This window comes from Variovorax sp. FW305-3-2-15-B-LB1, assembly GCF_058787635.1.
In genome coordinates this window covers 15,523-34,979 of the sequence record NZ_JBYSZY010000066.1, presented here as the reverse complement: position 1 = coordinate 34,979, position 19,457 = coordinate 15,523, and the positions used below count along the sequence as shown (strand labels likewise).

15 protein-coding genes and 1 pseudogene are annotated in these 19,457 nt (G+C 66.3%); 7 read left to right on the top strand and 9 right to left on the bottom strand.

Features of this window, described 5'->3' with window-relative positions; translation table 11 throughout:
* The 7 genes and pseudogenes from AC3WQR_RS27765 to AC3WQR_RS27735 form a co-directional block, all read left to right on the top strand.
* Positions 1 to 1,053, top strand: a pseudogene (locus AC3WQR_RS27765) (hypothetical protein); the annotation flags it as partial.
* Between the two features lie 89 nt (positions 1,054 to 1,142).
* The gene (locus AC3WQR_RS27760) at positions 1,143 to 1,640 is read left to right on the top strand and encodes an OmpA family protein (RefSeq protein WP_492686558.1); all 498 of its coding nucleotides are present in this window, start codon (positions 1,143 to 1,145) and stop codon (positions 1,638 to 1,640) included.
* A gap of 111 nt (positions 1,641 to 1,751) precedes the next feature.
* Positions 1,752 to 4,844, top strand: a complete 3,093-nt coding sequence (locus AC3WQR_RS27755; protein ID WP_492745051.1) for a glutamate ligase domain-containing protein — start codon at positions 1,752 to 1,754, stop codon at positions 4,842 to 4,844.
* A complete protein-coding gene (locus AC3WQR_RS27750) occupies positions 4,841 to 5,134 on the top strand; it encodes a hypothetical protein (RefSeq protein WP_369630123.1) in 294 nt (97 codons plus the stop codon). The genes AC3WQR_RS27755 and AC3WQR_RS27750 overlap by 4 nt, the downstream gene beginning before the upstream one ends.
* 91 nt (positions 5,135 to 5,225) lie before the next feature.
* Positions 5,226 to 7,070: a peptidase domain-containing ABC transporter gene (locus AC3WQR_RS27745; protein WP_390348642.1), complete on the top strand. Its 1,845-nt coding sequence runs from the start codon at positions 5,226 to 5,228 to the stop codon at positions 7,068 to 7,070.
* A gap of 99 nt (positions 7,071 to 7,169) precedes the next feature.
* Positions 7,170 to 8,465 carry an HlyD family type I secretion periplasmic adaptor subunit gene (locus AC3WQR_RS27740; protein ID WP_253252421.1) on the top strand — a complete coding sequence of 432 codons (1,296 nt, stop codon included), beginning with the start codon at positions 7,170 to 7,172 and terminating at the stop codon, positions 8,463 to 8,465.
* Entirely contained in the window at positions 8,462 to 10,036 is a 1,575-nt protein-coding gene (locus AC3WQR_RS27735; protein WP_492745048.1) for a TolC family protein, read from the top strand. The genes AC3WQR_RS27740 and AC3WQR_RS27735 overlap by 4 nt, the downstream gene beginning before the upstream one ends.
* Before the next feature lie 129 nt (positions 10,037 to 10,165).
* Here the strand turns inward: AC3WQR_RS27735 and AC3WQR_RS27730 are convergent, their stop codons facing one another.
* Genes AC3WQR_RS27730 through AC3WQR_RS27690 form a run of 9 tightly spaced genes read right to left on the bottom strand, consistent with a single transcriptional unit; the run spans position 10,166 to position 19,455 of the window.
* Positions 10,166 to 11,581, bottom strand: a complete 1,416-nt coding sequence (locus tag AC3WQR_RS27730) for a sigma 54-interacting transcriptional regulator (protein WP_095746755.1) — start codon at positions 11,579 to 11,581, stop codon at positions 10,166 to 10,168.
* Positions 11,582 to 11,614: 33 nt separating this feature from the next.
* Entirely contained in the window at positions 11,615 to 13,807 is a 2,193-nt protein-coding gene (locus tag AC3WQR_RS27725) for a TadG family pilus assembly protein (RefSeq protein WP_492745046.1), read from the bottom strand.
* An 18-nt stretch (positions 13,808 to 13,825) separates the two neighbouring features.
* Positions 13,826 to 14,320: a TadE/TadG family type IV pilus assembly protein gene (locus AC3WQR_RS27720; RefSeq protein WP_492745044.1), complete on the bottom strand. Its 495-nt coding sequence runs from the start codon at positions 14,318 to 14,320 to the stop codon at positions 13,826 to 13,828.
* Positions 14,317 to 14,799 carry a TadE/TadG family type IV pilus assembly protein gene (locus AC3WQR_RS27715; RefSeq protein ID WP_492745042.1) on the bottom strand — a complete coding sequence of 161 codons (483 nt, stop codon included), beginning with the start codon at positions 14,797 to 14,799 and terminating at the stop codon, positions 14,317 to 14,319. The genes AC3WQR_RS27720 and AC3WQR_RS27715 overlap by 4 nt, the downstream gene beginning before the upstream one ends.
* A gap of 38 nt (positions 14,800 to 14,837) precedes the next feature.
* Positions 14,838 to 15,257 (bottom strand): DUF3613 domain-containing protein, encoded by a 420-nt coding sequence (locus AC3WQR_RS27710; protein WP_492745040.1) that lies wholly within the window; start codon positions 15,255 to 15,257, stop codon positions 14,838 to 14,840.
* Complete coding sequence (locus AC3WQR_RS27705; protein WP_492745038.1) at positions 15,254 to 16,180, bottom strand: hypothetical protein; 927 nt, start codon at positions 16,178 to 16,180, stop codon at positions 15,254 to 15,256. Before AC3WQR_RS27705 ends, AC3WQR_RS27710 begins: the two co-directional genes overlap by 4 nt.
* On the bottom strand, positions 16,177 to 17,136 hold the full coding sequence (locus AC3WQR_RS27700; RefSeq protein WP_492745036.1) for a type II secretion system F family protein: 960 nt from the start codon (positions 17,134 to 17,136) through the stop codon (positions 16,177 to 16,179). The genes AC3WQR_RS27705 and AC3WQR_RS27700 overlap by 4 nt, the downstream gene beginning before the upstream one ends.
* Positions 17,133 to 18,146: a type II secretion system F family protein gene (locus tag AC3WQR_RS27695; protein ID WP_492745035.1), complete on the bottom strand. Its 1,014-nt coding sequence runs from the start codon at positions 18,144 to 18,146 to the stop codon at positions 17,133 to 17,135. The genes AC3WQR_RS27700 and AC3WQR_RS27695 overlap by 4 nt, the downstream gene beginning before the upstream one ends.
* Complete coding sequence (locus AC3WQR_RS27690) at positions 18,139 to 19,455, bottom strand: TadA family conjugal transfer-associated ATPase (RefSeq protein WP_492745034.1); 1,317 nt, start codon at positions 19,453 to 19,455, stop codon at positions 18,139 to 18,141. The genes AC3WQR_RS27695 and AC3WQR_RS27690 overlap by 8 nt, the downstream gene beginning before the upstream one ends.
* Between the last annotated feature and the right edge of the window lie 2 nt (positions 19,456 to 19,457).

The window sequence follows — 19,457 nt, the reverse complement described above, 5'->3', positions numbered from 1 at the left end:
CTGAGCGACGACGGCTTGCTGGGCGGTGTGCTCGGCAGCGACGGCCCGTTGGGTGGCGTGCTGGGTGACGACGGCCTTCTGGGTGGTGTCCTCGGTGGTGACGGCGGCCTGCTCGGCGGCATCCTCGGCGACGACGGCCTTCTGGGTGGTGTCCTCGGCGGCGACGGTGGTCTGCTCGGTGGTGTGCTGGGTGATGACGGCCTCCTGGGTGGCGTCCTCGGCGGTGACGGCGGCTTGCTCGGCGGCATCCTCGGCGACGACGGCCTGCTCGGTGGTGTCCTCGGTGGCGTGACCGGTGGCGACGCCGGCGGCCTGCTCGACGGCATCCTCGGCGACGACGGCCTGCTGGGCGGCGTCCTTGGCGGCGTGACCGGCGGCGACGCTGGCGGGCTGCTCGACGGCATCCTCGGTGACGACGGCCTGCTGGGCGGTGTCCTCGGCGGTGTGACCGGTGGCGACGCCGGTGGCCTGCTCGACGGCGTCCTCGGTGACGACGGCCTGCTGGGCGGTGTCCTCGGCGGCGTGACCGGTGGCGACGCCGGCGGCCTGCTCGACGGCGTCCTCGGTGACGACGGCCTGCTCGGTGGGGTCCTCGGCGGTGACGGCGGCCTCCTGGGCGGCGTGCTCGGCGGCGGCGAAGGCGGTCTGCTCGGCGGCGTCCTCGGTGACGACGGCCTGGTCGGCAGCCTGCTCGGTGCCGACGGTCTCGTGGGCGGCCTGCTCGGCGGCCTGACGGGTGGCGCCGAACCGGTGGCCGGCATCCTGGAACCGGTGACGAGCATCCTCGACGGCTCGGCCGGCTCGGCCGGCTCGGTGGTCTCGACGGTGGTCGAAACCGTGACCAACGCAGTCGAACCGGTGACCGACATCCTCGCCGGCACGCCGGCAGCCCCGGTGGCCGCGGTCGTGACCGGTGTGCTGGACACCGTCGAACACACGGTGGCCCCGGTGCTCGACAACGTGCTCACCCCGATCACCAGCCTGCTCGACCAGAGCCCGGCCGGCGGTGCCCTGGCACCCGTGACGAACATCCTGCACGGCCTGCTGGGCTGATCCAAGGACACGAAGAAGGAGGAAGGGAAACCTCGATAGCAAGCAGACAGGGACGGGCCGTCAGCGGCCCGTCCCGCGAAAGGACCGTCATGAACAAGAATTTCCGGATACTGGCCCTCGTGGCAATGGGCGCAAGCCTCGCTGCCTGCGGTGTGCCTCCCAAGGGCGGTCGCGACGACGCGACCTACTACTACTCCAACAAGAGCGTGCGCGAAGTGCCCAAGGTGGAGCCGGCACCCCCGCCGCCGCCGCCGAACACACCGGCCAAGATCGTCTACTTCGACTTCGACCGGTACGACGTCCGGGCCGGCGACCGCAGCATCGTCGAGGCGCACGCGGGCTACATGCGCAACCGGCCGGCGAGCCGGGTCGTGATCGAAGGCCACACCGACCTGCGCGGCGGCCGCGAGTACAACCTCGCGCTCGGCCAGCGCCGCGCCGAGGCCGTGCAACGCATGCTCACGCAGATGGGCGTGCCGGGCGAACGCATCGAAGCCGTCAGCTGGGGCATTGAAAAGCCCGCATCGCTTGCCACCACCGAGGAGGGCCATCAGCTCAATCGTCGCGCCGAGTTCAGCTACCGCTGAATCGGGAGCACGCGATGATTTCACGGGCGGCTTCCGGTCCGCGATCACGTCATTCAAGCGAGAGCAGATGACGGACGCGACCGGCCTTCGCCCGCATTCGACCGGGGCCGAATGATGTCCTTCTCAGACCAGCTCCACGCCTGCCACGAGCGCCTGGTGTCCGTGTGCGCGGCGTTGCCTGCCCCGTACCCGGCCTTCACGCTCTTCTTCTCGGTGAGCGACGGCTCCCAGCGTGCGCACGTCGTGCATGCGCGGGCCGACGACTTCGAGACCGCCTGGCGCGAAGGCGCCGACCTCGTCGAGCGATGGGTGCGCGAGCGCGGCATCGTCTCGCCCTGGTTGCGCATCGACTGGGTCGAGGGCGCCAGTCCCATGGACTGGACGCAGTTCAAGACCCAGCTCACCGCGGTCAAGCGCAACTACTTCCGGCTCGGCCTGGCCTTCGACCAGGACTTCGGCTTCGCCTTCACCGAGCAGGAACTCAACGCCAACGCCATGCTGTGCGGCGATTCGACCATCGCGCATTCGGTGGTGAACGTGCGCAACTTCGACGTCTATGCGCAGGCCCGCTTCGAGCGCACGCTGCCGCTGGAAGAGTCGTCCGAGCGCACCGTGTACTTGCTGGCCACGGTCGGCGTGTTCTGCCAGCCCGACGGCGTGGTGCACAAGCTCGTGGGCACGGGGCTCGACGCGGGCCGCCGCCAGCTGCCGGCGCTCAACCCGCAGGCGGTGCTCGAGCTGGTGCGCAGCGGCTCGTCGTACCTGGCGCGCCAGATGCAGAGCGACGGGCTGTTCGTGTACGGCTACTTTCCGTGCTTCGACCGCCGCATCCCGACCTACGACGCGATGCGCCACGCGGGCACCGTGCACGCCATGCTCGAGGCCTGGGAGCTCACGCGCGACGACACGCTGCGCGCGGCCATCGACCGCGCCATCGACCACCTCACCGACGCGCTGATCCGCGACTACACGCTGCCCGACGGCCGCGAGGTGTCCTACCTGGTCGACACCGGCGGCGAGATCCGCCTGGGCGGCAACGCGGCCTGCGTGCGCATGTTCGTGCGCTACTGCGAGCTGATGGAAACGCGCCACTGGCTGCCGCTGCTGGAGAAGCTCGCGCTGGGCATCGTGGCGCTGCAGGACCCGGCCAGCGGGCGCTTCGACCACGTGCTGCACGCGGCCGACCTGTCGCTCAAGCAGGCCTCGCGCGTCATCTTCTACGACGGCGAAGCGGCCTTCGGCCTCATGCGCCTGTACGGCCTCACGCGCGATCCGCGCTGGCTGGCCGCGGTCGAGAAGGCCTTCGACCACTTCATTGCAAGCCAGCACTGGCAGTCGCACGACCACTGGCTCAGCGGCTGCGTGAACGAGCTCACGCAGTGGAGCCCGCAGGAGCGCTACTTCCGCTTCGGGCTGCAGAACGTGGCGGGCTACCTGGACTTCGTGCTCGACCGCAAGACCACCTTTCCCACGCTGCTTAGCCTCATGCTGGCGGCGCAGCAGATGCTGCAGCGGCTGGAGAGCATGCCCGCCATGCGGCACCTGCTCGACGAGCTGGACACCGAGAAGTTCTACCGCGCGCTCGACTACCGCGCGCACTACCTGCTCAACGGTTTCTTCTGGCCCGAGATGGCGATGTACTTCCGCCGGCCGTCCACGGTCGTCGGCGCCTTCTTCGTGCGGCACCACTCGTTCCGCGTGCGCATCGACGACGTCGAGCAGTACGTGACCGGCTTCGCGGCCTACCACCGCTACCTGCTCGACCGGCGCAGCCAGCCCGGCGGCGCGGGCCCCGGCGGCGGCGGTGGCGGCGTGCGCGACGACGGCGCGGTCTGGACGGCCAGCGAGATGGCGCGCGTGACCGGCGGCGAGTGGGTGGTCAAGCCCGAGGACGGCTGGCGCGCCACCGGCGTGACCCAGCGCACCTTCATGCGCAAGGGCCGCGTCGTGTTCGAACACCAGGCCCGGCCCTCGAAGACGCCGCTGGCCGCCGTCACGCTCAAGGGCGTGCTGCAGCCGGCCGCGGCCGTGCTGTGCACCGACCCCAAGCCGCACCTGGACAAGCGCGTGCCCGTGCTGCAGGTGGCCAACGTGCTGCAGGCCGTGCTCGAGCTGGGCGACCACGCACGCACCGAATTCACCGGCCGCGTGTGCGGCGTGCTGGGCAGCGGCGCGGGCAGCAGCACCGTGGCCGCCATGCTGGCCGGCGCGCTCACTGTGTGGGGCGAGGTGGCGCAGCCCGAAGGCAACATCAGCCTGCCCTCGGGCATCGCGTGGAACCTCACCTGCATGCCGCGCCATGCCGCCTACTGGGTGCTCGAAATGGGTACCTCGCACATGCCGGCCTCGGCGCAGCTGATGCGGCCTTCGCTCATCGTGGTGACGGGGCTGTCGGCCGCGTCGCAGAAGCACCGCGGCCCGTCGGAGGCCGCCGCGCGGCTCGATTGCCGCATGTTCCAGGCCATGGCCGCGGGCGACCGCGTGGTGCTCAACCGCGACATGCCCGAGTTCGCCACCTTCGCCGAAGCGGCCATGGCGCACCAGCTGCAGATCGTGACCTACGGCGAGCACAAGGACGCCGACGTGCGCCTGCTCGCCTTCGACCACGGCGAGGTGCAGGCCGAGGTGGCCGGCGAGCCCTTCCAGCTGCGCCTGAACGCGCCGGGCCGCCATATGGGCGCCAGCGCCGTGGCCGCGCTGGCCGCGCTGCAGGCGCTGCGCCTGCCGCTGGCCGCGGCGGTCGAACCCTTTGCGCACTTCGAGCCGCCGGGCGGACGCGGTGCGCTGCACACCATTCACATCGGCGGCGGAAGCTTCAAGCTGATCGATGAAACCTACGACGCCAACCCGAGTTCGATGCGGGCGGCGCTTGAGTTGCTGTCACAAGCCCCCTGCGAGCCTGCGCGCCGGGTGGCCATCCTGGGCGACATGCAGGAGCTGGGGCCCGCGGCGCAACGCCATCACCTCGATCTGGAGGCCGAGTTGCTGGCGTCGCAACCTGACCGCGTGCTCCTGTGCGGACCCTTGATGCGGGCGCTTCACACGCGCATCCGCACCAAGGTCCGCTCCCATTGGTTTGTCGATGTGTCCGACCTCTCCACCGCACTCGGCGGGCTGCTGCAACCAGGCGACTGGGTGCTGGCCAAGAGCTCCGCCGGTGTCGGTCTTTCCCGGCTGGCCCGGGTCCTGAAAGCACTGCCATGAGATGGAACGCACTGGTCCACATCCCCTATGAATCCGAACGCGAGGTACCCCCGCGGCGCTGGTGGCTGGGCTGGCTGCAGCTGCTGTGCGCCTGGGTGCTGCTGATGCTGCTGTGCGCCAACATCGCCCTCGTTTTTGCCGAAGGCCTGCCGGGCTCATCCGGCCGCACCGCGACCCACAGCCATACCCACAAAACGATGAATTGCACGCTCAGGGAAAACGCCGCGCAGCAAGGAACGCGCGGTACGGAAACGACCGGTCCGGCGCAGGTTCGCACCCACCGATGCTGAGAGGCGTCAGAGGCGAATTTTTGCCTTGTAACAGTCGGGTAACAGTTGATAATGATGCAGGCGTCGTTGCCCGACGGATCGGTCTTTTTCCATGATCAAGTTCCTCTTGCCCAGCCAGCTGGTTGCCGACAGGCCGGAAGTCCCCGGCGCCAGTCCGTATGCCGGTGCGCTGAACGATGCGTTTCGCGCGGCCTACCCGCTCGTCAAGAGCGCGGCCTGGCTGTCGCTGCCGATCAGCCTGTTCGGGCTGCTGCCTTCGATCTTCCTGCTGCAGGTGTATGACCGCGTGCTCTCGCGCAGCGGCGTCTCCACGCTCGCCGCGCTGGTGAGCGGCATCCTGTTCTTCCTGTGCATCGAGTTCTGGCTGCGCACGCGCCGCTCGCGCCTGCTGCGCAACGCGGGCGCCACCGTCGACCACGGCGTGTCGGGCGCGCTGTTGCACTCCATGCTCGGGCGGCCGCTGCGCGCGCTCGAGGCGCGGCCGGCCTCGTCCTGGCAGCTGTTCTTTCGCGACGTGGGCGCGGTGCGCGGCACCGTCACCGGCGGGCTCGCGCAATCGATCTTCGACCTGCCGATGGCGATCTTCGCGCTGATCGTGATCGGCATCGTCGCGCTGCCGGTGCTGCCCGTGGTGGCGGCCTTCCTGGCCATCATGGCGTTCCTGGCCTGGTGGTGGGCCGACGAAGTGCGCGCCGGCCGCGTCGAAGAAGTGCTGCGCGGGCGCGGGCTCGATCGCATCACCTCCGAGATCTGCCATGCGCGCGAGACGCTCAAGGCGCAGTCGAACGACGGCCCGACCATCGAGGTCTGGCAGCAGACCTACAACGCCTGGCTCAGCGAGAGCTTCGGCAAGAACGGCCAGATCGAAACCGCGCGCGACGGCACCACCGTGCTGCTCACCGTGTTCTCGGTGATCGTCGTCACCGTCGGCGCCATCGCCGTCATGCAGCAGTGGATGACGGTGGGCGGCCTCGTTGCTTCCAACATGCTCGCGCTGAAGGCGCTGCAGCCGGTGGCCGGGCTCGTGTCGAACTGGCGCGCGCTGGCCACCGCCAAGGAAGCCGCCAAGCGGCTGGAAACCGTGCTCGGCGAGCCGGTCGAGAAGGCGCCCACCGGCATGGCGCTGCCGCAGCCGCTGGGCCGCGTCACGCTGAAAGACGTGAGCTTCAGCTTCACCGAAGACGCGCCGCAGCCCGTGCTGGAAAACGTCGACCTCGACATCGGCCCCGGCGGCCTGCATGTGATCGTCGGGCGCAACGGCGCGGGCAAGTCGACGCTGGTGAAGCTGCTGTCGGGCCTGTACACGCCCACGCACGGCGTGGTGAGCATCGGCGAGTACGACCTGTCGCAGTTCGGCCGCGAAGAGCTGTCGCGCTGGATCAGTTATCTCTCGCAGGAGGTGTACTGGTTCGGCGGCCCGCTGGTCGACACCATGCGCCGCGGCGCGCCGGGCCAGAGCGACGAGCAGATCGTCGCGGCCTGCAAGCTCTCGGGCGCGCACGACTTCATTTCGCGCCTGCCCGACGGCTACCGCACCGTGGTGGGCGAGGGCGGCACCGGCTTCTCGGTGGGCGAGCGGCGCAAGCTCGCGCTGGCCATGAGCTTCCTGCGCAAGCCCTCGGTGCTGGTGCTCGACGAGCCCAGCAACGACCTCGACTTTCAAAGCGAGCGCAACCTGCTCGCGACCATGCTCGCGGTGGCCAAGGTGCGTACCGTGGTCGTGGTCACGCACTCGCTGCGCATCGTGTCGGCGGCCTCCGCCGTCTATCACGTCACCGGCCAGGGCAACGTGGAAATCGGCTCCGCCGCCGTCATGGTGCCCAAGCTCTTCGGCGTGAAGAAACCGCTGGTGGCGCTGGGCGACAGCACCGACGACGGCAGCGGCAGCAGCAACAGCAATGCAGGCGTCCCGGCCGCCTCGCGCTCGATGGCGTGAGCAAGCAGGCCACGCGATGCGTGATTCGTGGTTGCCACGGATCGACCGACTGACAGACAGAGACAGGGGAACGGGATTTTGAAACCAGACTTGCCGCAGGTGCTTCAGGGCGAGAGCGAGAAACAGGCGGCGCAGACCACGCCGCAAGGCCGGCGGCGCCAGTGGATCATCGGCGGCGCGGTCGCGGTGCTGGCGGCGGTGGGGCTCGGCTTTCCGATGGAAACCGTGGTCGTCGCACCGGGCCGCGTGATCCCCTCCGACCGCGTGAAGTCGATCCAGCATCTGGAAGGCGGCATCGTCAGCAACGTGCTCGTGAAAGAAGGCGACAAGGTCAAGCAGGGCCAGTCGCTGGTCGAGATCGACCTGGGCGGCAGCGGCCTGAACTTCGAGGAGCTCACCGCGCGCTACGCCGCCACGCAGGCCACCCGCGTGCGGCTCATTGCCGAGAGCCGCGGCCAGCCGCTCAAGCGCGATTCGTTCGATGCCGACATCGACGAAGCCGTGCTCGAAGGCGAGGTCGGCGCCTACCAGGCGCGCGCGCTCGAACAGCGCGGCGTCATGGCCGGCGCCGTGTCGGGCCTGGAGCAGGCGCGCAGCAAGCAGCTCGAACAGCAAGCCAAGGCCAAGGGCCTGAACGACCGGCTCGCGCTGATGCAGAAAGAGCTGGAGATCTCCGAACAGCTGCTGAGCGAAAAACTCGTCGGCCAGGTCGAGGTGCTCGAGAAGCGCCGCCAGGCCGAAGGCGTGCGCAGCGAACTCGCCGTGGCGCGCCAGGGCGTGATCTCGGCGCAGGCCGCCATCACCGAAGCACAGGCCAAGATGGCCGAGGCCGAGGGCCGCTTTCGCCGCCGCGCATCGGACGAACTCGCCACCGTCGAGCGCCAGTTCGCGAGCCTGAGCGAAGACCTCGCGCGCGCCCGCACCCAGCGCTCGCGCACGGTGGTGAAGGCGCCGGCCGACGGCATCGTGAAGGGCCTGCGCAGCTCCAGCGCCGGCTGGGTCGTGAAGCCCGGCGAATCCATCCTGGAGGTGGTGCCCGACGAGGACGAGATCATGGTCGAGGCGCGCCTCAACCCGAACGACCGCGGCTTTGTCGAAGTGGGGCAGGAGGCGCGCGTGAAGATCACCGCCTACGACTACCTGCGCTACGGCGCCGTCGACGGCAAGGTCAAGCTCGTGGCGGCCGACGCCGACCGCGATGCCGCCATTGCCAGCGGCGCGCCGTACTACCGCCTGCTCATCAGCATGTCGCAGTCGCACGTGGGGCGGCCGGAAAACCGCGTCACCGCCGGCATGGAGTCCGAAGTCGACCTGCGTGTGGGGACCGATCCGTTCATCTGGTACATCCTGCGGCCTGTGCTGAAACTGCGGCGCGAAGCCTTCCGCGAACCATGAGCAAGCCCGTGTTGCCGGGCCGGCGCGCGCGCATCGCCCCGGGTGTGCTTTGCGCGACCTTGTGCGTCAGCATGGCGCTGCCGCCCACCGCGTATGCCCAACCGTCGCCGGAGCAGGAGGCGCCGCCCGCGGCGCTGGCACTGTCGCGCCGCCTGTCGTCACCGTCGCTCGGCGCCGCGAGCTACGCGCAGCGCGTGAAGCAGGCGCTCATCGCGCTGTCGCAGGAATACCCCGAAGTGCTGACCGCGCAGGCCGCGGCCAACACCAGCAGCTTCGGCGTTGACGCGGCCCGCATGGCGCGCTACCCGCGCTTCAAGGTCGGCACCTCCTCGGGCACCTACAGCAGCGGCGCCAAGGACGCGAAGAGCGAGAACTACACCGTGCTCACCGCCGAAGCACGCGTGAGCCTGATCGATGGCGGCGCCATGAGCGCGGCGCAGCGCGCCGCCGAATTCGGCAACCAGGCCGACGACGAAGCCGTTACCACCACGTCGCAGAAAGTGGTGCTGGACGCGCTCACCGCCTACCTGCAGGTGCAGCGCTTCGACCTGAAAAAGCAGATCGCACACCGCGCCACCGAAGTCGTGGCCGACCTGTCGAAGGCCGAGGCGCGCCGCGTGGCGCTCGGTGTGAGCGGCGACAACGACCTCAACATGGCCGCCTCGCGCCGCGCCCTCGTGGCTGCGCGCGAGTCCGACTTCGAGGCCCAGCGCGACGAGGCGCTGGCCAAGTTCCGCAACTACTTCAAGTTCTCGCCCGCGCCCGAATCGCTGCCCGTGCTCGCCGCGCCGGCGCACTGGCGCATCGGCTCGCAGGAAGAAGCGCTGCGCCGCGCCGAGGCGCGCAGCACCGAACTGGCCGAAGCCCAGGGCCGCGTGGCGCGTGCGCGTGCGCTGGTCGATCAGACCGAAGCCAGCCTGTACCCCACGCTCGACGCCGTTGTCGTGAAGAGCAAGGACCCGCGCGGCGTGTCGCCGCAAGATCCCACGCGCGCCGCGTTTGAATTGAACTGGAACTTCGGCAACGGCTTCGATCGCCAGCTCAAGCTCAAGGGCGCCCTGGCCGAAGTGGCGAACCAGGAGGCCAAGATGGAGGGCGTGAAGCTCAACCTGATGGAGCTCACCGCGTCGTCGTGGTCCCGCACCGTGGCCGGCCGCGAACGCGAGCGCCAGTTGATGGAAGCCGTCAGCACCTCGGGCCAGGCCTTCCGCGGCCGCCGCCGCCTCATGGAGTTCGGCCGCGAGACCCTGCCCCAGGTGCTCGATGCCCAGCTCGACTACTACACCCTGCTGTTCGACTACATCGACGGCGTGTTCGACCTGCGCATTTCGGAACTGCGCCTGGCGCGCACCACCGGCGAACTGCGCATCGACCCCATCGGCGCCAACAACTGGATCGACCGCATCTTCGGCCCCCCGAGCCGGAACGTCCTGACCGAAGACGGCCTGCTGGGCGCGCTGTGCATCTCGAGCAACACGACCTGCGCGAGCGAACCGTTGGTCGACCGCGCACCGGGCGCATCGATTGCGAACCCGCCGCTGCGTCGGTCAACGCGCCTCGGAATCAACTGACTCACGAGGCAAGCGCCAGCGAAGCCCCTTCGCGAAACACCACGGAACCGGCTTTGCCGGGCCGTAGGTGTTGCCCCCGGTAGGGGGAAGGAGAAGCGGACACGAAGTGCCGCGCAGCCTGGGGGCGAGCTAAGTTTCCTCTGGGATGCCAGGCTCGCCGTCGAGGATCTGGTACTTGCGCATCTTTTCCCACAGCACCTTGCGGCTGATGCCCAGGTGCTGCGCCGTGTCCTGGCGCTTCCAGTCGTTGATCTCGAGCGCCGCGATGATGCGGTTGCGCTCGCTGCTGTTCCAGCCCTTGCGGTCGCCATTCGCATCGAGCGGGACCCCCGTGCCATTGCGGTCGGTGGCCAGCGCAGCCGGTGCCGGCGTGCCGCGCGTGAGCGCGATCGCGCGCTGGATCAGGTTCTGGTCCCAGCTGTGCAACTGCCGCGCGATCACGCCCACGCGCTCCGCGAGGTTGCGCAGCTGCCGCACGTTGCCAGGGAAATAGGTTTCGGCCACCGCATCGCTGAGCCAGTGCGGCGTTTCGCCCAAGGCCTCGAGCTCGTCGCCGAGCACGTTCGCCAGCAGCGCCTTGAAGATCGCGATCTTGTCGATCTCGCCGCGCTCTTCGAGGCTCGGCACATGCAGCTCGATGACCGCGAGCCGGTAGAACAGATCGGCCCGAAACTCGCCGCTCGCCACCATCTCACGCAGGTTGCGGTTCGTCGCCGCCACGAGCCGGAAGTCGACGCGGATCGGCGACGTTGCACCCAGCCGCGTGACCGCGCTGTCTTCGAGCACGCGCAGCAACTTCACCTGCTGATAGCGCGGCAGGTCACCGATCTCGTCGAGGAACAACGTGCCCCCCGTGGCCTGTTCGAAGTACCCGCGGTGCGCGTGCACGGCACCCGTGAACGAGCCCTTCGTGTGGCCGAAGAACAGCGACTCGAACAGTCCGTCGGGAATCGCCCCGCAGTTCACCGCCACGAACGCGCCCTTGCCGTACTGCTGGTGGCCGATGTGAAGTTGCTGCGCAATGCGCTCCTTGCCCACGCCGGTTTCACCGCGCACCAGCACCGGATGGTTGCAGTCCGCAAAGGCGCCCACTTCGGCGAGCAGCCCTTTCATTGCATCGGAATGCGCCACCAGCACGTCGGGCGCCTGCGGCGCGACATCGCGCGCACGCAACTGGCGCACCAGCTTGGCCACCATCGTGCGCAGTTCGGCGCAGGTGAAGTCGTAGGGCAGGACGTGCAGGTACTCGGGTGGATACGTGCGCGAGTCGCGCTCGCGCGAGGCCGCAGCGACCCAGATCACGGGCATGCCTTGCAGCAGCTCCGTGGCATGAGGAAGCCCGCCGCCGTCGATGACGGTGACGCTGATGATCGCGACGGAAGGACGCAGCGCGACACCGCGGTCCTGCTGGGGCGGCGGCAGGCCATCGGCCCGGATGACTTCCACGTCGAAGCTCGCCATGCACCGCGCAATGCGGTCGAGGATGTCGGCTTTGCCTTCCCAGACAAAGAGGTCGAGTTCGTCGAAGTTGGAGGGGGATGACATTAAAACGGAGAGACAGATATCGGAAAAAGAGCGTCAATACACCAACTGTGCGCGACCGCACTGCAATGCATTCAACTTCACGTCAGTACGGCCTAGCTCAAGTCCGAGGATGTTGCTCAGGATCGAAGACAGCGTGGTCCCGAGGCCGTCCAGAATTGGCTTCAGGAGGGCGATGACCGGACTGAGCAGTGCTTGGAGGAGTCCACTGATGCCAGCGCTACCGATGGGGACGGTACTGTCGGGCAACTGGCTGGCCGCATTGCTGATAACGCCCGCCGGCGCGGAGTTCAGCGCATCGACCACCTTGCTCTTGACACACGTATTCCAAAGCAGGAGCTGCTGGAGTAGGCCAGCGCAAGACTGGCCAAGGCCGAGCAGACCAAGAAGGCCACCCGAAGGCGTGGTCTGGAGAGTTAGAACATCCCAGACCGACATGGTCTTTTCCACGGGGAAAAGACCAAGCACGGGATCCTGAACCATCACCTTGCGCGTCCAGTCACCGAGGTTCGGCGATGTCGGGCTGCCGTTCTTCAGAAGGTCCACTACTTTGTCAGCGTCATAGAACCCACTCGGTTTCTTGGTCGCATTGAGATACGAGTCTGCCAGCGCGTTGGCGCGATCGGTGGAGGTCGAACCAGTAGATGGCGTGAGGAGTTGGTTCAAGGTGCTGAGCAACGCATTGACGAGGTTGGAAAGGGTCGTGCCGATAGAGGCTCCGTTGGCCTGGCTAGATTTTGTTTCCCCCACCACAAGCTTCAACGTGTCCTTTTGCGTCAACGCATCCAACGAGAGCGTGGTGGGCCCAGGAACGGGAAGGTTGAGAAGCTGAATCAATCGTTCAGGCTTCAGGATTAGAGGATCGTTGCAAAGGTTCTTTGTTGAAAAGCGAACAATGGGATCGTCTACCTTGCCGACACAGGCTTTCAAGATGTAAGAGGTCACATCGATGGTTGCTGTCGGAGGCGTAGCAAGGCAATCCAGCTTGGAAATCTCACCAAGTCCACTTACGGCATCCAGGTAGATCGGAAGATGAACCCGGGTTCCTAGCAGCCCGCTGACCAACGGGTTCAGGATGCCGCCGAGAAGATTGTTCGAATCGATATCGATGTATAGGCGAACCTGCGCGTTGTAAGCCCGAGTGCCGACCCCGCCGATGCCGATGGAGGGAGGCTCGACGATTCCTGCCTGGATGTTGACGCCCAATAGGTTAAGGTCTTGGACGGCCAGGCCGCGTTTGCTGGCCGTCGCAATGCCGATAGTGGTACGCAGAATGCTCCCAAGATCGATCTGCGTCAGAAGAGCTGCCGCGTTCGTGCCGTCGGGTGCCTTCACTGTCAGGAGACCAGTGCCGCCGGTATCGGGAGCTAACAGGCGCAACGAAATCTTGTCGAGGCCGGCCTCGACCAGTTCGGTTTGAAGTGCTTTCAACGATGCGCTCAGAACCGTATCGCCCGACACTGCATTCAATGCCACGGTGAGTATTTGCCCCACCGAGACGTTCGGTATCTTGGCAAGAGCTTCCGGCGTTAGCACGCCGGCGTCGAGGTCAACGTTGAGCCCAAGATCCTTCAAGAGGCCGGCGGGTGTGATCTTGGCGTTGGCAAGACCTTCGGAGTCCAATACTGTCAGCTTGGTGACGTCCACGCCGACAGCCTTGAGCAGTTGCATCAGCGGGGAATTTCCGTTGGTGCGAAGGAGCTGGGCGCCGACAGAGAATGCTGCCGTGGCCTCGCTCCTCGTTGCAAGCGATTGCACCACAACGGCGCGAGCGGCGTTGCCCGGAATCGACGGGAAGAGCAGGCTTGGCCTGCCTTCGATCGTCACTTTGATCGCGTTGTTCGTTTCGATTCCGCTGGCGGTACCGAAATACTGTGGTGGTGGACGCGTTGTCGGGTCCCAGCGGCCGCAGACGGCCGTGAAATCGTACTGTTCGGGCTTCAGGAACGACAGGTTCTTGGCAGCATTCGTTGCGGCTACTCCTTTAGCGAAGTCGCAGTTGTCCGCCTTGAGTACTTGGGTGCCTGCCAGCGCGGCGAGGTCGGATGCTTTCTGCAGTTCCCGCTTCATGTAGAAAAGATAACCAAGCTCGGAGCCGATCAGGATCACGACGACGAGCGCCAGCGCAATGGTGGCATTGATGACGACTGAGCCGCGCAGTGCCGATCGGCGAGACAATGTGGGGCTGCCACGTGCTATGCGATGCATCGCATGGGGGGGGGTGTTCATGTCGATCAGTGCTCCTGTCTAGGACGGAATCGCGACTGTCGCGCGGCTGAGAAGGTTGTCAGGCATCCAGCGGCTCGTGTCGAGCACGGGCAGCGTCGGCAATAGGCGATTGGCGCTATAGCGGTAGGTCACCGTCACGATCGCCGTCGTGTTCGGGCCGCCGCCGCTGGCACCTGTGAGTTCTGTTTTCACTGTCGTGTTGTCGGCGAGCCAGCTCCGCCTGCTACCGGGGGATGCGTTGGCCGAGACGGGCGCGATCAGCGCGGCCGCCAGCGAGTCGCGTACCGTGGCTTCGACCCGAGCATCGTTAGTCGTGAGCGGCGGTGACAGGATCATAGGAACAGCGCGTGCACCATCTTCCGCCGCGCGCGAGATGATCTGTTGCGTGTAGAGCACGGCACCGAACGTCGCAATGCCGTAGATCGCAAAGAGAAGCGCCATGAAGACGAATGCAAATTCGATGGCCGCGATTCCTCGTTGCAATCTCGCGGGGGGGCGCTGCATGCACGTCATGGCAATCCTCCGTCAAGGAGCATGCTGGCCTGCCCCACAAGCGTGTCGGGCACGACGAAGAGCGGCAGGGGAGGGAGCAGCTCCGCAATGCCCGTGGCCTTGACGGTCACGACTACTTGGCAGCGCTGCTCCCAGCTTGAGGTGCAGTTCACAGTGCCGGAGCAGTCGGCCTCCCCGGAGGGGAGTACTTGACAGCGCTGGGCAAGGATGCTCGGTCCGCCCGGTAGCTTGACGGGAACCTGCGCGAGGGCGACCCGTTCGGCTTCTTTCTTCCGGTCCGCCCAGCTCGTCTGATATCGCAAGGCGGCACGAGCACCGTCTTCGGCGGCATTTTGCAAGCTGAACCTCAACGTGAAAATGATGCCGTAGCAGATCAACGCATACAGCATCGTGAACAGGAAGATGAAGACGATGGAGAACTCGATCGCATAGACCCCTCGCTGTCCGCGGCCGGAGGGGCGAAGGATGAGGCGTTTCATGACGGCGCTAGAAGAAGTCGCGAAGGTTGCGTGTGCTGTTACTTGCCGGCGCTTGATTGCGTCTTCACCGAGGAGTTCAAATGCTCCGGAATCGGGTGCTCGAAACTCTTGAGGTAACGCTCATAGCTGCGACCGGCAACACTGCCCGCGATCGGCCGAGGCGTTTTCGACGCGACCTCTCCGCTTCGCTGCCAGGCGAAAAGGTTCGACGTCGCATCGCCAACCTGAAGCGGGAGGCTGTAAGTTTCTTCTTCCTCTGCCACAACGACCTGGGTCTCCATTGCCGGCTTCGCGGCGGCGGCATCCACGGCCGGTGCTGCGGTGCTGCTCGTGCCGCCTTGCGCTGCGCCTGCGCTGACGGTTTGCGCAGAGGCTGCCGCCGTCACGAAGCAAAAGGCCGCGGCCAGCGTGCAGGCGGACAGTGCGGAAAGCCGGTGGGCAAGCTCGTTGTTGTTCATGGTGTCCCTCGTGGTGAAGTCGGGTTCGGTGAAAGAGGCGTGTCTGCGGCCGAGACGGACGGGTTCAGCTGGGTGGCGGTGCGCACGCCACCCATTCCAGCCCAGCGAGTAGGCTTGAGTGCGAGTGGCAAGGGGGCCATCGATTCGTCGCGCGGCAGCGTCGCGGATGCAGGTGCCGAGGCGGCCGAACTCCCTGCTGCGGCGCGCATCTGCAATGCCGCCGCGCGCACGGCGGCACGCGTGGCTTCAGGCATGCGGTTCGCATCCATCAGGGCCGTGGCTTGTTCCGGCTGATGCGTGGCCTCGAGATAGAGCGCCACATTGGCCTGTGCTTGCTTGCTATCGGGCTGCAACTGCAGGGCCTGCATAAGGGGAAGGCGTGCCTCCTCAAGGTGGCCGGCACGCAGGCTCGCATAACCCAGGTCGCTCAACAGCAACGCATCGGTCGGCGTTCGACGTTGCGCCTGCTTGAACAGCTGCACGGCCTCTCCATAGTGCCCGCGTGCGCCGGCCAGCAGGCCCAGGCCTCTGTAGCCCGCGGCCTCCTGCGGCGTGGTCAGCAAGCGTTTGTAGGCGGCTTCGGCGAGCTCAGCCTGGCCTGTCTGGCGCAGCGCGTCAGCGCGCACGCGGGTGGAGTCGGGGGTAACACCCCAGCGCTGCTCCAGGGCGTCGATGTGTGCCAACGACGCGAACCACAGGCCCTGTTGCTGCATCTGGCCGACGACCTTGAGATAGGTCGCCTGGGTGTCGATGTTGGCGCCGCTTTTCGTTTCGCTGGCGGCCTCGAAGGCTTGCCGTTGCTGGGCGTCTTCGCCTGCTGCGTAGTGGTCCTTGGTCGCGGCACACCCGGAAACTAGTAGAGCTAACCCCGTGGCCATGGATGCCCAGACGATGCGCATAGGTGGGTCGAAGAATGCGTTCATTTAACGACGCTCCCTAAGGCACGGAAGATGGCGAGGAAGCCAGGGCCTGCAGTCACGATCAGCAACGCAGGCAGCAGTGTGATGACCATGATGCCGGTCATCTTCACAGTGATCTTTCCGATGCGCTCCTTCATTTCCGAGCGGCGGTGTTCGCGAAGGCGATCACTGAAAGTGCGAAGCGGCTCCTGGACCGCGCCGCCATGGCGGTCGACCTGCACCAGCAGTGCAACCAGGCTGCTCAGGTTCTCGTTCTTGTGCAGAGTGGCAAGGCGGTGCAGCGAATGTTCGCGAGTGCGGCCTTGGGCGTATTGCCGATTGGCCAGAGTCAACTCGTACCCCAGGACACGCAGGACATGTGAGAAGTCAGTGGCCATGACCTGTAAACCTTGGTCCAGGCTCATGCCTACGCCTTGCAGCAATTTCAAAAGATCCACGAAGAGCGGAAGCTCTCTTGCAACTTGCGTTCGTCGACCGGCGGCAATTCGGCTTAGCATCCATTTCGGTCCCATGAAACCGATCACGAAAAGGGTGGCAAGCACCAGGATGACCGTGCGTTGCGTATGCCCTCCGCTCCAGAGAGCAAATGCCAGCAATGGCAGCAAGATCGCCAGCAGGACGCGCGTGACGAGAAAGATCAACTGGGCACGTTGAGAAGGCAGTCCGCATTGATCGATGAGGTCGCGGTCTTCGTCGGCAACGAATGCCCGTCCGAGGCGTGAATCCAGCCAGTGGAATGGCAATTCGACTTCGGGCTTGTACTGTCCCCCGAACGCCACGTCGACTTCGGTGGCGCCTGCCCCCGATGACACCGTGCCATGGTGAATTGCCTTGCTGATCACGCGGCCGCTGCGCGCCCGGCGCAGCTCCGATGCAATCAACGTGCCGGCCGCAACAAGCAACCCGAGCGCCAGCAATCCTAGGCTGATGGCTGTCAAAACACTCGGTGTCAGCATCATGCAATCCTCGCAAGCCGATACAACAACAGGCCGCCCAATGCCTGAAGTCCAACGCCCGTGAAGACGAGCATCCGGCCGGTGCCATCGTTCCACATCCCAAGAAAGTAGCTTGGGTTGTTCATGATCATTAAGGTGCCCACTCCCACGGGCAGCAGTCCCAGAATCCAGGCCGAAAGCCGTGTTTCCGACGACATCGCCACCAACTCGTGCTCGGCCTGTTCGCGATCGCGCATGAAGTTGCTCACGCGTTCGAGTAGCAGGTCGGCGCGTCCGCCGTAGCGCACGCCCAGCCCAAGGATCGAGGCCAGAAGAAACATCTCCTCGACGCGCACGTTGGTGGCTGTCTGGTGCAGTGCCTTGTCCAGGTCCACGCCTGCACGCACCAGCGCTGCCGAGCGTTCCAGATGGCCGCGCAGCGGCTCCTGTGTGCTGCCGATGGCAAGCTGGAAGGCCGCCTGCGTCGAATTCCCGATGGTGATCAGGCGAACCATGGCGTCTATGTATCCGGGCAATTGGCTCACCAGCTGGCGGCGCATCTTTTGCAACCGAAGCCAGACGCCGAAAGTGCCGGCCAGCGCGAGCAGGACCAGGGCGGCGAGCGCGGCAAGCCAGCCACCGAACAAGCCGGCGACCAGCGACAGCGCCACAACGGCGACCAAACCGAGAACGAGCAATCGAGCTTCGACCACGCCCACCAGCCAGCCGGGCAACGCCCGGTCAAGCCAGCGCTTGGGCCGAGCGGCCGCTGCGGCCGCGGCCTCGGTCTCGAGCCACGGGTCGGTGGTCAGTCCGGAGACGTCGCTGCCCATCGGCTCGGCCGCCTGCGCGGGCGGCATCGCGGAGAAGGCTGCTGGTGCTGACGTGCTCGTACCCGCGCGGATCTGTTGATCGAGATGCCGCCCCACGGCGTGTTGCGTCTGGCGCTTCTTTGCCCATTGCCACAGGAACAGTCCGCACGCCGCCAGCAGCAGCGCGACCATTGCAAAGCCGAGCAGCACGACCTCACGCACGGGGCTCTCCCTGCTGCGCGCGCGCGAGCGACTGGCGGAACCGCGTGATCTTCGGGGAGTGCGGCGCAATGCCGAGCGACACCCAGCGGTCGCGCTCCTCGCCGTCGGGCGAAACGACCGGCTCGTAGCGATACAGCTCCTGCATCGCCACCACGTTGTCGTTCACGCCCGTCACTTCGCTCAGCGAGATAATGCGACGCTGGCCGTTCGACATCCGCCCGATCTGCACGATGAAGTCGATGGCGCTGGCGATCTGGCGCCGCAGGCTCACCTCGCTGCCCTGGTAGCCAGCAAAGCCCGCCAGCATTTCGAGACGATAGAGACACTCGCGCGGCGAACTCGCGTGGATGGTTCCCATCGAGCCTTCGTGGCCAGTGTTCATGGCCTGCAGCATCTCGATGACTTCCGCGCCGCGCACTTCGCCGACGATGATCCGGTCCGGCCGCATGCGCAGACTGTTGCGCAGCAGGTCGCGGATCGACACCACGCCGGTGCCATCGAAGCCTCCGGGTCGGCTTTCGAGGCGCACCACATGGCTGGTGCTGAGCGAAAGCTCAGCCGTGTCCTCGATGGTGATCACACGCTCTCGCGAGGGAATGAAGCTCGCCAGCGCGTTGAGCAACGAGGTTTTGCCCGAACTGGTGCCACCGCTCACGAGAACGTTGCAGCGCGCGCGCACTGCGATTTCCAGCAGTTGCGCCATGCCGGCATCGAAAGTGCCGAGCTTCACCAGATCTGCGGGAGTCAGGGGCTCCTTGCGGAACTTCCGAATCGAGACTGACAAACCGTCAATGGCCAGCGGCTCGATGATGACGTTGATGCGCCCCCCGTCCGGAAGGCGCGCGTCGACCATCGGGTTCGATTCGTCGAGCCGGCGCCCCAGCGGAGCCAGGATGCGCCGCACGATCCGCATCACGTGCTCGGAATCCGCGAAGCGCAGCGTCTCGCGTTCCAGCATGCCGTGCCGCGACACATAGACGTTCTGATAGCCGTTGATCAGGATGTCTTCGACGGCCGGGTCGTTCAGCAGGTCTTCCAGCGGGCCGAAGCCGGCCAGCTCCTTGGTCAGCGCATCGGCGATGAGCTGCATCTCGCGGTCGTTGATCGGCACGCGGCGCAGACGCACGAAGCTGTCGACCTCCAGTTCGACGAACTGCTGGATCGACGCGCGCGACCAGCGGCCGAACTCCGCGCCCAGTTCCTCGATGCGACTCAGCAGGTGATCGTGCGTCCAGCTCTTGATGTCCTGGAACTGCTGGGAGTTGATGAACGTCTGGTCGTCGTCGGCAAATTCGATATCGGTGGACATGG

Bases quoted from the DNA above. Each gene is read 5' to 3' on its own strand.
- AC3WQR_RS27760 (WP_492686558.1), top strand. From the start codon at position 1,143: ATGAACAAGAATTTCCGGATACTGGCCCTCGTGGCAATGGGCGCAAGC.
- AC3WQR_RS27755 (WP_492745051.1), top strand. From the start codon at position 1,752: ATGATGTCCTTCTCAGACCAGCTCCACGCCTGCCACGAGCGCCTGGTG.
- AC3WQR_RS27750 (WP_369630123.1), top strand. From the start codon at position 4,841: ATGAGATGGAACGCACTGGTCCACATCCCCTATGAATCCGAACGCGAG.
- AC3WQR_RS27745 (WP_390348642.1), top strand. From the start codon at position 5,226: ATGATCAAGTTCCTCTTGCCCAGCCAGCTGGTTGCCGACAGGCCGGAA.
- AC3WQR_RS27735 (WP_492745048.1), top strand. From the start codon at position 8,462: ATGAGCAAGCCCGTGTTGCCGGGCCGGCGCGCGCGCATCGCCCCGGGT.
- AC3WQR_RS27730 (WP_095746755.1), bottom strand. From the start codon at position 11,581: ATGTCATCCCCCTCCAACTTCGACGAACTCGACCTCTTTGTCTGGGAA.
- AC3WQR_RS27725 (WP_492745046.1), bottom strand. From the start codon at position 13,807: ATGAACACCCCCCCCCATGCGATGCATCGCATAGCACGTGGCAGCCCC.
- AC3WQR_RS27720 (WP_492745044.1), bottom strand. From the start codon at position 14,320: ATGACGTGCATGCAGCGCCCCCCCGCGAGATTGCAACGAGGAATCGCG.
- AC3WQR_RS27715 (WP_492745042.1), bottom strand. From the start codon at position 14,799: ATGAAACGCCTCATCCTTCGCCCCTCCGGCCGCGGACAGCGAGGGGTC.
- AC3WQR_RS27710 (WP_492745040.1), bottom strand. From the start codon at position 15,257: ATGAACAACAACGAGCTTGCCCACCGGCTTTCCGCACTGTCCGCCTGC.
- AC3WQR_RS27705 (WP_492745038.1), bottom strand. From the start codon at position 16,180: ATGAACGCATTCTTCGACCCACCTATGCGCATCGTCTGGGCATCCATG.
- AC3WQR_RS27700 (WP_492745036.1), bottom strand. From the start codon at position 17,136: ATGATGCTGACACCGAGTGTTTTGACAGCCATCAGCCTAGGATTGCTG.
- AC3WQR_RS27690 (WP_492745034.1), bottom strand. From the start codon at position 19,455: ATGTCCACCGATATCGAATTTGCCGACGACGACCAGACGTTCATCAAC.